This window comes from Coleofasciculus sp. G2-EDA-02, from assembly GCF_040226375.1.
Classification (GTDB): Bacteria; Cyanobacteriota; Cyanobacteriia; order Cyanobacteriales; family Coleofasciculaceae; genus Coleofasciculus.
Map to the genome: position 1 here is coordinate 47,475 of NZ_JAVKEW010000200.1, position 16,906 is coordinate 64,380.

Below are 16,906 nucleotides of genomic sequence, written 5' to 3' on the forward strand. Positions count from 1 at the left end.
CTAACAGGCTATGCTACATCTGGGTGAAGTGCAAAACAACGACAATGGCGGCGGCATTGAACTCCAATTGCTAGCCCGTCAAGAATCTGATGACTCCTGGGCACTCATTAATCCACCAAAAAGCCTTTCGTTCTCATCAAATGAGGCGAACTCCTTTAATCAAGGCTTGTTAGTGTTGGTAGATATTTCTGACAATCAAGACGTTCTGAGTATTTACTCGGCGAAAGAGTGGGTGTTAAACTTCATCCAACGATATCTAACTATCGGGATTACGCCCATCTTCTTACAGGAAGAATTGACTCGCACTGAACAATGGCGACAGGATTTGACCCTACAAAGTCAAGATTTAACCCGCCAGCGTGCCGAAATGGAAGCCCGTCGTGAAAACATTCAAGCCTTGGAAATTGAATTAAAACTCAAAGAGCAACATATTGAAGAACGGGAGGCTAAGTTACAGGAGCAATTAAAAAAGTATAACATCACTCTTCCGGATGAAGACGCAGGGGAAGCAGGGGAAGCAGGGGGAGCAGGGGAAGCAGGGGGAGCAGGGGGAGCAGGGGAAGATGGGTGAAGCTGAGAGAGAAGAGACATTCCAATGAAACATCTTTTGTAGGGGCGAGTTTTACCACTAACATTTATTTAGTTTTCACCCTGATGTGACTAAATGTAATCAGTGCCACTAACCTCTCACTTCCCTACCCCCCTCTCTCCAATAAATCTGTGAAATCAGTGTCACTAACCTTTCACTTCCCTACATCCCTCTCTCCAATAAATCCGTGAAATCAGTGTTTTGACATAAGACGAATCACCAATCGCCGAACTCAGGATTATTTGAATCATCACGATTAGGATCAGATATAAACCTTGAGCGATAACGATTGGCGGCAATCGCAAAGTCATCCTCAATATAAAATGTCACCTGCACCGGACCATATTGTTCCTCAATCATGCCCTTAATTCGTTCCACCAGTAAAGAGGTTACTCCGGCAAATTCAGGATGTATGATCAGGTGCATTTGAATATAAACATAACGCCCCACAATTCCCCGTGAGCGAATGTGATAACAGTGAGTGATTCCGCCAACTTGGTGAGCGATTTGCGCGAGAATTTCCGGCGCGATCGCAGTTGGCTCAACCAGTAGGGGAAACTGCCAATTCACAACCTGCCAGCCATTCCTCACCGCCACCAGAACCAGTACAATGGCTAACACCACATCCAGCCAAACTAACCCCGCCCCGACTCCCACAAGCCCCAGGAGTACGATGAGAGTTAGGCAGACATCGAGCAAGAGTTGTCGGGCATTAAACTGCACAGCCGCACTTCTGAGTAGTTTAGCTTGATACAGTCCCACTAATGCCAACCCTAAACTGGTAATCACTACGACGCCGAGTAATTGAATCAGGGGTAAACTTACCCGAACCGGCAACGTCAGCAAGTCGCCTGAGGCTTGGTTGAACAACTGTTGACTCGATATCCCCCAGACATTCAATCCGGTAAACCCGAAAAAGCCAATCAGTAAGAATAGGATCAGGGTTTCCCACTTACCATGACCATAAACCGATCGCCGTATGGGATGCTCATTCGCGATCAGCTTATATAAACTCAGCAGGGTACTGAAGCTAACCAGTAACGTCTGCATCGATTCTGCCATAAGACTTAGCGATCGCGTCGCCCAAGCCGCAGAAACTTTTACCGATAAAATAAATAAAGTTAGCCAGAGCGTCGTGAATAGTATCAGACGAGTTGTCTGAATGCGATGTGATCCTTCACTCATCTGTCAGAAGGTAGTGAACCCAACGGGGGAAACTACCCAATAGTAAGCCCAATCTGTGCCTTCTTTCGCCAAGATTGCGAGGGATAGGGGAGCCGGGGTTGTAGAGACGTGCCATGGCACGTCTCTACGCTGGGGGAGATGTCATCAGTGTCACTAACATTTCGCTTCCCAACCCCACTCTTTCCAATAAATCCGTGAAATCAGTTTTTTGTCCAAGATTGAAGCCAATAAACTCCAACTCTATCCCCAGGATTTTTATCTCCCTTCATTACTAATTGGCTTAACCGCTATCTTTCGTCTCAAAGCTGAACAAAAAGATATTATGTTTACCTATCAGGCTTCTCCCTCTCTACCGGAATTTATTTATGCCGATGAAAAGCGACTGCGCCAAATTTTAATGGATTTGCTATCTAATGCAATAAAATTTACTGATACAGGTGGCGTTACCTTTAGCGTAAATAGAATTGAACAAGGACAAACCTGTTGGGTAACGCTATCGCTCTACCCAACCTACTTGAGCGTTTTGTGCTCTCCCTGACATGCTCCCAAACCAATGATGATAAAATCGAGAGAGACGATTATTGGTTATACTGGGGAACAACGCAAAATTCTGATTGTTGATGATCGGTGGGAAAATCGTGCCGTTCTTGCTAATATACTGGAACCGATTGGCTTTAATGTTGTAGAAGCTACAAATGGAAAAGAGGGACTAGACAAAGCCCACCCGTTTCAACCTGATTTAATCGTAGTGAGTATTGTGATGCCTGTAATGGATGGTCATCAAATGACGCAACAATTGCGCCAATTTCCTGGGTTTCAGGATACGCCTTGCCATTCACGCCATGAAATTGGCTGAAGATTTTAATTATAAATAAATTCTCAAGTCAAGTTAATTGACCAAAATTGTTTTTTTCATAACTCTTAAAGTCCTGAGATATACTTTATTATTGTCTCTATACAAAATCATATTTTCTGTTCCATATTCTCGGTTTCCCATTCCTTGTCGTCTTTATGTTCAACCCTATTAAATCTCTCAACAGTATTCTAACTAACGTGGCGGTAAACCTGCCTCTGCGAACGGTTTTGATTGTACCTTTTGTGCTGCAAATTGTGGGAACGGTGGGATTGGTGGGGTATCTTTCCTATAAAAATGGTCAAAGGGCAGTTGAAAACATAGCCTATCAGTTAATCGATGAAGTGGATAAGCGCGTCGAGCAAAATGTGTACCATTATCTGGAAATTCCTCACCAGGTTACTCAAAACCTTGCCGCTGCTATTCGTACTGGGGTTGTAGATTGGAAAAATTTTTCCGGTTTAGAACGCTACTTCGCCCAGCAACTCCAAATCTATACCACGGTGAGTACTGTGGCAATCGCTACTGAGGAACGAGAATTTCTGGCTGTAGCAAAATCATTGGCAAGTGATTCTTTAATTATCCGGGTTTTAGATCAATCGACAAACTACGCCTTTCACTACTATACTGCCAATCTTCAGGGTCAGCGAATTAAACGCACCCAAGTTAGATATGACTTTGATCCCCACAATGATCCACCCCAAGGTGAGGCTTGGTATCCAGCGACAAAGCAAGCAGGTAAAGGAATTTGGCGTCCGGTTGTTAATCTATCCCAGGGCGTTGATAAACCCCTATTAATGATCGCTAATTTTTTGCAGTTTAATGACTCAGAGGGAAATTTTCAAGGGGTTTTGGCAGCAACCTTTTTTGTGCCTGAGTTGGCTGAGTTTCTAGAGGGTGTGGAGGTGGGAAAAACGGGTCAAGTTTTCATCATTAATCAAAAAGGAGAATTTGTTGCTAGTTCTACGGGTGAAATCCCCTTTAAGCCAGATTTAAAGGCAGATTATCGGAAAAACTTAAATCCTCAAGACTGGCGGCTACCTATTCAACAGAGTAAGAATCCTCTGACTAAAGCTTCTGTAAGCTTTCTATTGAATCAGGTGAAGCAGTGGTCTACAATCAAGCAGGCTCAAAATTTTAAGTTTACATTTAAGCACAATCGCTATTTCCTGCAAGTTAATCCGATTCAGGATCAATCTGGGTTGAACTGGTTAATTGTCACCGTTGTTCCTGAATCTGACTTTATGGCAGAGATTCATGCTAATACTCGCACCACAATAGGATTGTGTGTTGCAGCATTAATCCTGTCTATTATTATGGGAATTCGTACCGCTCGCTGGGTGACGAAACCGATTCTACAATTAAATAAAGCCGCTGACGCGATCGCACGGGGAGAATGGCAGCAATCAATCGCCATTAACCGGGGGGATGAAGTCGGTCAACTGGCAGCATCATTCCAGACTATGGCAGCGCAACTACAACAGTATTTTACTCAACTTAAATCCTCTAATCAAGCCTTAACTCAAAGTGAAAGCCGATTGACTCAAATTCTGGAAGCGATACCGGTGGGCATATCAGTTCATGATATTAACGGACAATTAACTTATGCCAACGAAAAGTCAAAAGAGTTACTAGGAATTGAGACATTACCCGACGCCAAAATTGAGGAATTAGCCGCAACTTATCAGGTTTATCAGAGCGAGAGTAATCAATTGTATCCGGTGGGAAATCTGCCCGTAGTTCGCGCTCTGAACGGACAAAAAACGATAGTGGAAGACATGGAAATTCATCAACCGGATCATATTGTTCCCTTGGAAGTTTATGGAACACCGCTATTAGATCAAACCGGGACAATTATCGGCGCGATCGCAGCCTTCGCTGATATCACAGAACGCAAGCGAGCCGAGACTCTCCGACGGAATTACAATCGTACCCTAGAAGCCAACGTCGCTCAACGAACTGCCGAATTAGTTGAAGCAAATGAACGATTACAACAAGAAATGGCTGGGCGTCAGTTACTCGAAGGCAAACTTCATAGTTCTGAGCAACAAATCCGGACAATTTTTGAAGCGATTAACGATATTGTCCTGATCATTGATCATCAAAAAAGCGTTCAAGTTGCACCGACGAAGCGAACGTACTTGTCCCCGGAAGACAGTAACCTGCTTAATGTAATTATCGAGCAATTTTTTGAGGATGCACAGGATCGTTGGTTTGCCCAAGTTCAACAGGTATTAGAAACCGGGCAGACAATCTATTTTGACTATAATTTAACCTGGGATAATCGCCAGATTTGGTTCACTATCTCCATTGCTCCCTTGTCTGATCAGTCGGTGATTTGGGTAGCGCGGGATATTAGCGATCGCAAACTTGCCGAAGACGCTCTGCGTACCAGCGAGTACCTGTATCGCGCCATGGCTAGGAACTTCCCCAATGGGGCAATTTTCCTGTTTGACCCTAACCTACGCTATTTAGTAGCAGATGGTCAGGCGTTAGCACAAGCGGGATATAGCTGGGAAGCGTTGCACGGGAAAACCCTGTGGGAGGTTTTATCCCCAGCAACTTGTGTCATGGTTGAGCCACTCTATCATGCTGCTTTGGCGGGAATTGAGCAGACTCAAGAAATTAGCATCGGAGGTTTAACATATTTGTGTCAGAGTACGGCGGTGAGAAATGATGCGGGTAACGTAATCGCGGGTATGGTCGTTACTCAGGATATCACCGAGCGTAAGCAATTTGAACAAGCTTTAATCAGGAGCGAGAACCGCTTCCAAGAAATTGCCAGCACCGTGAGTCAATTCTTCTTTGTCCGCTCTGCCAGTTCCGGTAAGTTTCTTTACGTCAGTCCAGCTTACGAAACGATATGGGGACGCTCCTGTGAGAGTCTATATCAAAACCCCGAATCCTGGATAGAGGCGGTACATCCAGAGGATCGTGCGTCGGTTCTCGATTCCCTTAGCCAACAGTTTCAAGGACATCCGGTGCAGCGAGACTATCGGATAATTCGAGCCGATGGTGAACAACGCTGGATTACCGGTGATATTTCTGTAGTACGAGATGAGGCGGGAGAAGCGGTGCGGTTTGTCGGCTTGGTAGAAGATATTACTGAACGTAAACAGGCGGAGATAGAACTCCAATCTACCAAAGAACGCTTACAATATCTGCTCACCGCGAGTCCAGCGGTTATTTTTAGTTGTCAAGCCACAGGCGATTTCTCCGCCACCTTTATGAGTGAAAATGTTAGCACGATTCTCGGCTATGATGCGGAGAACTTTATCCACAATGCCCCGTTTTGGTGGGTGCGGGTTCACCCGGAGGATAAGATGGCGACTACTGAGAGTTTACCGCAACTGTTTGCTCAGGGATATTGTACCTACGAGTACCGCTTTCACCATAGCGATGGCACCTATCACTGGTTCGCCACTCAACTGACGTTAGTTCGGGATGAAATGGGGACACCCCTGGAATGTGTCGGGTATTTAGTTGATATTACTGAACGTAAACAAGCCGAGGAATCCCTCAGAGAAAGGGAAACATTTTTACGCAGTATTTACGAAGGCATTGAAGCGGCTGTCTTTATCGTTGATGTTTTGGAAACGGGTGAATTTCGCTATGTTAGTATTAATCCCGCCCATGAACGGATGTCCGGTCTTTGTAGCTCAGAAATACAGGGGAAAACGCCACAAGAAATATTAGCGCCAGACATTGCCGAGGCGGTGTGTCAACGGTATCATCGCTGTCTGACGGCGGGAGAACGGATAACCTATGAACATTCACTACAAATTAACGGAAAAGACTCTTGGTGGATTAGTAATCTAACGCCCCTAAAAGACAGAAATTCCCGCATTTATCGACTAATTGGCACGAGCTTGAATATTAGCGATCGCAAACAGGTTGAACTCCAATTTAAGGAAAATCAACGGTTTATCGAAAAAATCATCAATACTTCGCCACAACTGCTTTACCTATTTGAACCAACAGCGGGAACCGATCTGTATATTAATCAACAATCCCTCGATATATTAGGTTACACCCCCGAAGAAATTATCTGCCGGGGGATGGAGTTTTTCCTGGATGTCCTCCATCCCGATGACTTGCCTTTGATTGAGCGGAATTTAAACTTTTGGCAAACGGCATCAGATAGCGATATTTTATCCACCGAGAGTCGATTTCGCCACAAAGATGGCTCGTGGCGCTGGTTACTTTCACGGGAAGTGGTGTTTGAGCGGGATGAAACGAATCGGGTGATTAAAATTCTGGGAACCTCTCAGGATATCACCGAACTCAAAGAAGCCGAGGATGCTTTGCGACGCTATGAACGGATTGTTTCATCGACAACCGATGCCATTTCTTTGCTGGATATGAATTACACTTATCAGATTGTCAATCAAGCCTATTTAGATTGGAATCAAAAAGGATATGACGAAATTGTCGGACATTCGGTGAGTGACTTGCTGGGAGAGGAGGTATTTGAACAAGTAATTAAACCGAATTTAGATCGATGTCTGGCGGGTGAAACGGTAACCTATCAAGAGTGGTTTGACTATCCGGGGGAAAAACACGAATTTATCAGCGTCACCTATATCCCTTACCTGGATGGCAATCAGCAGATTTCCGGAGTTATCGTCAATTGTCGCAATCTCACTGAATTGAAACAGGTGGAAACCCAATTGCGGCAAACTAATCAGGAAATGCAAGCGATTTTTGATGCGTTTCCCGATATCCTTTTTCGTCTGGCGGCAGATGGTACGATTCTAGATTTTCGCACCAAAAACTCTGAGTTTTCTACCTCAGCAGAATTATGTCTGAATCATAACATTCAAGAGGTATTACCGACTTCAGCAGGCGCAAAACTCTATGGGGCGATTCAGCAAGTTTTGGCAACGGGATCTCTTGTCAGTGTAGAGTATTCTTTACCCTTTAATCAGGGTGAACAATACTTCGAGGCGCGAATGGTTCCCCTGAATCACAATGAGGTAATTGCCCTGACTCGCAATATTAGCGATCGCAAACAGGCTGAATTTGCTCTAGCCGCCTCTCAATCTCGATTTGCGGGTATTCTGGAAATTGCTAATGATGCGATTATTTCCGTAGACGCCCAGCAACGAATTACCTTATTTAATCAGGGTGCGGAAAAAATGTTTGGCTACAAAGCCGAGCATGTATTAGGTCAACCTCTGGATTTATTATTACCTCCTTGCGCCGCTACAATTCACCGTCAACACGTCACTAATTTTGCTGAATCTGTCGGTACAGCACGACAAATGGGAGAACGCAATGAACTTTTTGGTCGCCGCTACGATGGCACAGAGTTTCCCACAGAAGCCTCAATTTCTAAGTTGGAGATCAACGGCGAAATCTTATGTACAGCCATATTACGAGACATTAGCGATCGCAAAGCGGCTGAATTGCAATTGAGCCAGCAAAAAGAAATTCTCCAGACCATTTTTGATTATCTTCCCATCATGTTGTGCTTCTATAAAGATGGGATAGATGTGCATTTTGTCAACCCAGCTTTTGAGCAGACATTGGGTTGGTCACTAGAAGAACTGCGAGATAGGGATATTATGGCAGAGGCTTATCCTGACCCAGACTATCGCGCCTCTGTGTTAGAGTTTATGCAAAAAGCCGATGGCAACTGGCAAGACTTTCAGGTTACCACTCGTACTGGTGAAATTCTAGAAACCACTTGGGCAAATATTCGCTTACCCGATGGTTCTACTGTGGGAATCGGTCAAGATATTACCGAACGCAAACAGGCAGAATTAGCCTTACAAGAGCGCGAATATAGGCTGCGTACCTTGGCAGATAATTTGCCTAATGGTTTAATTTATCAACTCGTTAGAGAACCCAATGGCAAGTTTCACTTCTCCTATATCACCGCCGGAATTGAACGATTAGTCGGAATTAAACCAGAGGAAATTATCCAGGATGCTAGTGTTTTGTTTAATCTAATTGTTGACGAAGATCGCCAGCTTAATTACCAACGAAATGAAGAATCATGGCGTAATCTTTCGCTTTATGAGATGCAGATGCGAAAGCGAACAATTAGGGGTGATATTCGATGGTCTTATGTACGTTCTGCCCCCCGTCGTTTAGCGGATGGACGCACTGTTTGGGATGGCATTGAAATTGATATTACTGACCTGAAGAAAACCGAGATAGAATTAGCCAAAGCCAAAGACGCTGCTGAAGCCGCTAATCGTGCTAAAAGTGCGTTTTTGGCGTCAATGAGTCATGAACTTCGCACGCCCTTGAATGGGATTTTAGGCTATGCTCAAATTCTCAAACCCCATTCAAATTTAACCCAAAAACAAAAGGACGGAATTGAGATTATCTACCAGTGCGGTCAACATCTGCTCACCCTAATTAATGATATTTTAGACCTGTCAAAAGTGGAAGCTGGCAAACTGGAACTCTATCCCGAAGAGTTTCATTTTCCCTCCTTTATTGTCGGACTCTGTGAAATATTCCGCCTCAAAGCTACTCAAAAAGACATTACCTTTATCTATCACGCTCCCACACCAATGCCCCAAGTGATTTATGGGGATGAAAAGCGACTGCGCCAAGTCTTAATGAACCTGCTTTCTAATGCGGTTAAATTCACGGATAAAGGGAGTGTGACTTTTACAGTCATTCTTGAAATCATCACCACTCAAGACTATGGAATTGAGCCAAAATTCACTCAGGGCGGGTTGAGTCACATCCGGGCGAGTCAAGAAACGATAGAAGTGACACCCACGCCGACAGACTCAACAATGGCGGGTTTTGAACAAAGGTTATCATCAACAGATCCACAAGATAGGCTAAACCCGCCCCGACACACTCAAAAATTACAAAAGATTCGCTTCCAAATTGAAGATACGGGAATTGGCATGAGTTCCGAAGACTTAGAGAAAATCTTCTTACCCTTTGAGCAAATTAAGGATAGTTCTCGCCGCCATGAAGGAACCGGATTAGGGTTAGCGATTACTCACAAACTCGTCGCCCTAATGGGGAGTAAAATTGAGGTTGAGAGCACTCTGGGCGTGGGTAGTAAATTCTGGTTCGAGGTTGATTTACCCGCAGTTCCTGCTTCAGCGGAATTCATCCCCGCCAAACCGATGGATATGATTGTGGGTTATTCTGGTGCTAAACGCAAAATCTTGATTGTTGATGATCGGTGGGAAAATTGTGCCGTTCTTAAGAGTATTTTAGAACCCCTTCGCTTTGAGGTTCAAGACGCCACAAATGGACGAGAAGGATTAGAAAAAGCCTTGGAATGGCAACCCGATTTGATTCTGGTTGATATTGTGATGCCGGTTATGGATGGACACCAAATGACGCAACAGCTACGCCAACTATCTGAGTTTATAAATACGCCAATTATTGCGATTTCTGCTAATGCGTTTGCCAATAACCGCGTTGAAAGTTTGGATGCAGGCTGTACGGATTTCCTCACTAAGCCGATTGCGACAACAGATTTGCTCCAGAAAATTCAGGTGTATTTAAATGTGTCATGGGTTTATCAGGCGAAAGCAGAACAATCAAAACCATCGTGTGAATCTGGCAATATGGTAATTCCCTCTCAGGAGGAGTTAGTGGCTCTCTATGAAGCGGCGAGTATGGGGGATGTCGCTGGCGTTGAACAGGAAACCATGGGACTCCAGGATATGAATCCTGATTATATTCCCTTTGCCCTGGAAGTATTGGAAATGGCGGCTAATTTTGACTATGAAAAAATTGTTGATTTATTGGATAATTGTTTTGAGGATTGGTGATTTGTCTTATGTCTTATGTCTTTCGTAAGCAAGATCTCCGACAACTCCTACGAAGTCGGGGATCTGCCTGTGTACCTCACTTACTACCAAAAGCGCTGTAATGGAACAGACAAAATCCGCCCTGCCTTTTGCTATATGTTGCCCGACTTTATGCTAGACAAAGAGCAAGACATAGAAGTCTGATCCCAAATCCGGGTTAGCCACCCCTTTTAGGGCAAATCGCCAAAACCCTGTAGAGACGTTGCATGCAACGTCTCTACAATCTGGATATAAAAGGGGTTATGTATACCGGATTTGGGATGAAACCGGGCTGTCGATTGGGACATAATGATAGTCGAATAGATGTTGGGAAAGTTAAATAAATATTGAGTAAATTCATAATTGCCTATCTTCCCTATACTTGGGCAAAGCGAATAGAATAGCAGTGCTGGGCAAGGGAAACTAATATAAAATGTCACCTTATCAAAAATCTCAGTTAAATCCAGATTCCCTCAACGAGTTTACGCACATCTGTGGAGAGATGGAGAATTGCTCAAGAGAGCCACAAATTCTCGTCATCGACGATACGCCCGAAAATCTGAAACTGGTTTCGGACTTTTTGAGAGACGCTGGCTTTGAGGTGCGGATAGCTAAAAGTGGTGTGCAAGGGCTCAAACTCCTAGAGAAACTCGATCCCGATCTGATCTTACTCGATGTGATGATGCCGGAAATGGATGGCTTTGAAACCTGTCGTCATCTCAAAGCATGGGAAAAGACGCAGGATATCCCCGTCATTTTTATGACAGCGGCGGTGGATACGTCGAATACTGAGGCAAAAGTCAAAGGATTATCCTTAGGGGCAGTAGACTATATTAGTAAACCAATTCAACTCGACGAGGTGTTAGCGCGGGTCAAAATTCACCTGCATCTGAAATTATTAACCCAGCAACTCCAGGAACAAAACGCCCAGTTGCACCAAGAAATTCGCCATCGCCAACTTGCACAAGCACAGTTGACGGAACATGCGCGGCGCTTAGCCTTGCGTTCAGATATCGGATTTGCCTTGAGTCAGGAAAGTGATTTATCCAGGATGCTGTTTCGCTGTACTCAGGCTTTTGTTCAACACCTCAATGTCGCCTTTGCCCGAATTTGGACGCTCAACTCAAGGGAAAATAGGCTAGAGTTAAAAGCCTCGGCGGGACTATACACCCATCTTAATGGCACTCATGCTAGAGTGCCCCTGGGGGAGTCGAAAATTGGTCGCATCGCCAGTCAACGCCAACCCCATTTTAGCGATGATATCCTGAGTGATCCCGAACTCAGTGATCCAGAATGGGCGCAACGGGAAGGTATTGTATCCTTTGCTGGCTATCCTCTAATTGTTGAAGATGAACTTGTGGGGGTAATGGGGATGTTTTCCCGTCATCCTTTATCCCCCAACACCCTGGATACCCTCGCCTCGGTTGCGAATGAAATCGCGGTGGGAATTGAACGCCAGCAACTGGCTCAATCTTTGCAAGAGTCTCAACGCTGGTTACAGGCGATTAATGATGCTAATCCCAATATTATTTATGTTCATGATTGGATAGAGCGGCGCAATGTCTATGCTAACCGGGAAATCTCTACTATTTTAGGCTACACCCCCGCCCAAATCCAGGACATGGGGAACCAGGTTCTCTCAATTCTGATGCATCCCGATGATTTTGCTATCCTCACGGATCATCAAAACCGGATCAAATATGCCCAAGTGGGTGAAGTCTTTGAGTTAGAATACCGGATGCGCCACAAAAATGGGGAATGGCGTTGGCTATTTGCCCAAGAGACGGTGTTTAAACGGGATGCAGACGGGACAACACGACAAACCCTAGGTGCTGCGATTGATATTAGCGATCGCAAAGAAGCGGAGATGTTGCTGGCACAACAAAATTATATCTTGCAGTGCATCGCTTCAGATGCGCCCCTCCCGGATATTTTGGAGGCGTTAGCTCGGTTTGTTGAGGAACAGTCTGAGCAAATGCGCTGTTCTTTTCTCTTAGTCGATGAACAAGGTAAACTGCGCTTAGGTGCTGCTCCTAGTTTCCCCCAGGAATACAACCAAGCGATCGATGGCGTGGAAATTGGTGAGGGTGTAGGTTCCTGTGGTACGGCGGCTTATCGCAAGGAAACGGTTATTGTCACGGATATTGCTACTGATCCGTTATGGGCAAATTATAAAGACTTAGCTTTATCTCATGGACTCAGAGCCTGTTGGTCTGTACCGATTTTATCCCGTAATGGCAGCATATTAGGCACCTTTGCCGGTTATTATGACTACCCACAAACCGCAACTAACCTGGATCAAAGCTTAATTAACCAAACCCTCTACCTTGCCAAGATTGCCATCGAACGGACGCGATCGCAAGCCGCCTTACGCGAAAGTGAAGAACGCTTACAACTCGCCTTAGACGCTTCAGGAGATGGGTTATGGGATTGGAATGTTAATACCGGAGAGGTGTATTTCTCCCGTCACTGGTTTGATATGCTTGGGTATGAGTATGATGAACTCTCAGGACATGTCAATACTTGGAAGAAACTGATCCATCCCGATGATCAACCAGGGGTGATGGAACTATTGCAGGCGCATTTAAAAGATCACTCCATTCCCTATAAATTGGACTATCGACTGCTGACTAAATCCGGGGTGTATAAATGGATTTCCAATTATGGGAAAGTCGTCGCTGATGATCAAAACGGTTTACCGATGCGGATGACGGGTACTCACCGGGATATTAGCGATCGCAAACAAATAGAACTAGCATTACAAGCATCGGAAACCCGGGAACGGGAAAAAGCTCAGGCGCTAGAAGAAACCCTAAAAGAATTGAAACTCACCCAAGCTCAACTCATCCAAACCGAGAAAATGTCCAGTTTAGGGCGCATGGTTGCAGGTGTGGCACATGAAATCAATAACCCCGCCAATTTTATCCATGGCAATATTACCTATGCCCACGCTTATTTCCAAGACGTATTAAAACTCCTACACCTGTATCAGCAAACCTATCCTCACCCCACCGCCGAGATTCAGCAACTGAGTGAGGACCTCGATTTAGAGTTTCTCGTCGGGGATTGGCATAAGCTGATCAAGTCTATGCAAATAGGCGTTGAACGCATCGAGAAAATTGTGCGATCGCTCAAAACCTTCTCTAAGTTGGATGAAGCGGAGTTAAAAGCCGTTGATATCCATGAAGGTATAGATAACACCCTCTTCATGTTACAGCCCCGACTCCGGGCTCAAGGCAATCGCTCGGAAATTCAAGTGATTAAACACTATAGTCAACTTCCCCAGGTTACCTGTTATGCTAGTCAGTTAAATCAAGTCTTTATCAATATCTTTGATAATGCCATTGAAGCCTTAGACTGCCAACCCAAACCTCGGTTGATTACGATCACCACTGAAGTCTCTAATAATACAAAAGTAGAACAGATCAGTAAAACCCATGAAAAAAGCGAAGGAGCATGTATTCCTCGGGGCGTTAGTGAAGCGGTAGAGATGAAAAGAGCGTCAGTATTCACGCCCAGATATCCCGGTTTTCTGCCCACATCCCAATGCCAATGCTTCACCCAATCCCCAATCTCTAATCCCCAATCCATTATTATTCGGATTCGCGATAACGGAATTGGCATGAGTGAGAACGTGCTTCAGCATATCTTTGACCCTTTTTTCACCACCAAACCTGTCGGGAGTGGCACCGGTTTAGGCTTAGCGGTAAGTCATCAGATTATCGTAGACAAACATCAGGGTAAAATTAGCTGTATTTCTGGCTTAGGCAAAGGCACAGAATTTATTATCGAAATTCCCGTTAATTTGAGTCAATCTAGGACATGATATCCAGCGCGATCGCATCTCCAACCTCCCACGATGGCGGCGTGACACAGCTAAAATGGTGGAATAGATTTTACCATTGAATCGGGCGCACGCCATGCGCCCCTACGGTTTCCAGGTGGACAATCAAATCAGAATTATTTGCCCAAAATCGACTGTTGCTCATCCTCCTTTTCCCATAACACCTCTGAGGATTCTGGAACTAAACTCAACTGCACCGCACAAGCTTTTAACTCCGGTTGGCCAGAATCCGGACAAGACTCTGGGTGTGTCAAGGTGTTTGCTTCAGAATTGGCTGCCCACAGCGCCCCCCAATGCATGGGGACAAATATTGTTCCTGGCGCGATCGCAGAAGTAACTTTCGCCGGAAAACGACTTTTGCCGCGACGCGATCGCACCTCTACCCAATTCCCCTCTTCAATCCCTAGTTTCTGGGCATCACGGGGATGGATTTCCAAAAACGGTTGTGGATGCATTTTCTGAATCTTGGGAATATGACCCGTCCGAGTTTGGGTGTGCCAATGACCATAAAGGCGTCCCGTTGTCAAGACTAAAGGATAATTCAAATCCGGGGGTTCTGCCAATCCCCGTGAGTGATACGCGGCAAACTTTGCCCGTCCATCAGCGGTAGGAAAACGCCAATCCGTATACAATCGTTTGGATGTCGAGGCGGGTTTAGTCACATCAGGGGTTGTGGGCAAAACGTTACCTACATCCGGGTTTTCCTCCGGATGGGGCCACTGAATCGGACCCTCCTGTAACCGCTCATAGCGAATACCCGTCATATCGCAAACCCGCCCCCGGGTGAGTTGCACGAACTCCCGATGCACCGCCGCCGAATCGGTAAAGTCAAACTGTTCCCTAAACCCTAAACGCCTCCCAACTTCAGCAAAGATTTCCCAATCGGCTCTAGATTCGCCAACTCGGTTGCGGAATTGGGGACATAACGTCACCACCCGTTCAGAATTCGTCATCGTCCCCGTTTTTTCACTCCACTGGGCGGCAGGAAGGATAACATGAGCATAGGCTGCTGTTTCTGTAGGATAATAGGCATCCTGATACACCGTAAACGGCGACTGATTCAACGCCGCTTTCGTGCGTTCTAAATCTGGCATACTCACCGCCGGATTCGTCGCCGCAATCCAGAGGAACCCTACCGCCCCCGTCTCTAACCCCAGGATCATCTCCCAAGCCGTTAAACCCGGTTCTGGGGAAATTTGCCCCGGCTTGAGTCCCCACAACTGTTCCAATTCTGCCCGATGCTGGGGATTCTTCACCAAGCGATAACCGGGGAGAATATGTGCCAGTCCCCCAGCTTCCCGTCCCCCCATCGCATTGGGTTGTCCGGTGAGGGAAAAGGGTCCAGATCCCGGTCTACCAATGGTTCCGGTCATTAGGTGTAAATTAATCAACGTGCGGACTTTCGCAGTTCCTTCCGAGGATTGGTTCATCCCCATTGACCACAAAGATAGCACCCGTTGGGAATCACCCCAATATCGAGCCGCTGTCTCCAGTTCATCTAACCTTATCCCACATTTACGCGCCACAAGTTCGGGGGGATAGTGGCGAATGATATCGGCGTAGAGGGGAAAGTCTCTTGTACATTCATCAATAAATAGGGTATTAATTTTACCCCAACGCATGAGTAAATGGGCAATTCCATTCAGCAGATCAATATCCGTACCCGGGCGAATCGCTAAATGTAAATCGGCGGCTTCTGCGGTTGTGGTACGCCGAGGGTCAACCACAATCATTTTTACCTTACGGTTCTTTTTACAATGCTGGTGCAGGCGATTAAATACGATTGGGTGACATTCGGCTGTATTTGTACCGATTAAAAAGGCACAATCGGTTTGTTCCAAATCCTCATAGCAGCAGGGGGGTCCATCTGAGCCGAGACTCTGGATATAACCCGATACAGCCGAGGACATGCAGAGGCGAGAATTGGCGTCAAAATTGTTTGTACCCAGACAGCCTTTGAGTAATTTTTGGGCGATATAATAGTCTTCGGTTTGAAATTGACCAGAACCATACATGCAGATCGCTTCAGGTCCTTGGGTAAAGCGGACAGTTTGCAGTTGCAAGACGATGCGCTCTAGGGCTTCATCCCAACTGACTCGTCGAAATGGCTGATCTAGGGAGTCTCGCATCATCGGATATTTCAGACGGTTTTTATCCAAGGATTCACTCACCGTCGCTCCCTTGACACAAACCTTTCCCTGGCTGGAGGGATGATCGCGATCGCCCCGCACTCGCCATATTGGTGTTCCTTCACTATCGCGATGAGTGGCTTTCCCGGATTGGGCGGGTGGTGTTACCTCTAAACCACAACCGACACCGCAATAGGGACAAAGTGTTTTTGTTGATTCAGTCATTTGTTATTTGTCCTTCGTTGTTTGTCTTATGTTGTCACATTTTTCAGTTATCATTTTTTAACTAGCTTTTAGTTCAGATTAAAGAAATAAATGAGTTCATTTGGTATAAAAAGCAACAATTTTTTATCAAACATGAAAAAAATGCATCAGATAAATGCTGATCAAAAAATTTGTTCCTAAAATACCAATTCAAATTAGGTTATGGCGGGGATTTGGGCGAAGCATTCTTGAATAAATTTATCGGTTTCGGACTTAATAATACGGCTTACTCCTACGTAAATCTACCCCCATAAACCTGTAGAG

General features: G+C 45.4%; 7 protein-coding genes. 5 read left to right on the forward strand and 2 right to left on the reverse strand.

Annotation, left to right across the window (positions count from 1 at the left end; translation table 11 throughout):
- Nucleotides 1-10: 10 nt before the first annotated feature.
- Nucleotides 11-571, forward strand: a complete 561-nt coding sequence (locus RLO19_RS23845) for a hypothetical protein (protein ID WP_446359882.1) — start codon at nucleotides 11-13, stop codon at nucleotides 569-571.
- 234 nt (nucleotides 572-805) lie between these two features.
- Here the strand turns inward: RLO19_RS23845 and RLO19_RS23850 are convergent, their stop codons facing one another.
- Nucleotides 806-1,774: a cation diffusion facilitator family transporter gene (locus tag RLO19_RS23850; protein ID WP_446359883.1), complete on the reverse strand. Its 969-nt coding sequence runs from the start codon at nucleotides 1,772-1,774 to the stop codon at nucleotides 806-808.
- Between the two features lie 208 nt (nucleotides 1,775-1,982).
- Here RLO19_RS23850 and RLO19_RS23855 point away from each other — a divergent pair, with 208 nt between their 5' ends.
- The 4 genes from RLO19_RS23855 (at nucleotide 1,983) to RLO19_RS23870 (ending at nucleotide 14,231) form a co-directional block, all read left to right on the forward strand.
- Nucleotides 1,983-2,312, forward strand: a complete 330-nt coding sequence (locus RLO19_RS23855; protein ID WP_446359909.1) for a hypothetical protein — start codon at nucleotides 1,983-1,985, stop codon at nucleotides 2,310-2,312.
- Nucleotides 2,313-2,327: 15 nt separating this feature from the next.
- Nucleotides 2,328-2,630 (forward strand): response regulator, encoded by a 303-nt coding sequence (locus RLO19_RS23860; protein ID WP_446359884.1) that lies wholly within the window; start codon nucleotides 2,328-2,330, stop codon nucleotides 2,628-2,630.
- Nucleotides 2,631-2,785: 155 nt separating this feature from the next.
- Nucleotides 2,786-10,387 (forward strand): PAS domain S-box protein, encoded by a 7,602-nt coding sequence (locus RLO19_RS23865; RefSeq protein ID WP_446359885.1) that lies wholly within the window; start codon nucleotides 2,786-2,788, stop codon nucleotides 10,385-10,387.
- A gap of 451 nt (nucleotides 10,388-10,838) precedes the next feature.
- Nucleotides 10,839-14,231, forward strand: a complete 3,393-nt coding sequence (locus tag RLO19_RS23870; protein ID WP_446359886.1) for a PAS domain-containing protein — start codon at nucleotides 10,839-10,841, stop codon at nucleotides 14,229-14,231.
- Nucleotides 14,232-14,365: 134 nt separating this feature from the next.
- Here the strand turns inward: RLO19_RS23870 and RLO19_RS23875 are convergent, their stop codons facing one another.
- On the reverse strand, nucleotides 14,366-16,603 hold the full coding sequence (locus RLO19_RS23875; protein WP_446359887.1) for a molybdopterin oxidoreductase family protein: 2,238 nt from the start codon (nucleotides 16,601-16,603) through the stop codon (nucleotides 14,366-14,368).
- Between the last annotated feature and the right edge of the window lie 303 nt (nucleotides 16,604-16,906).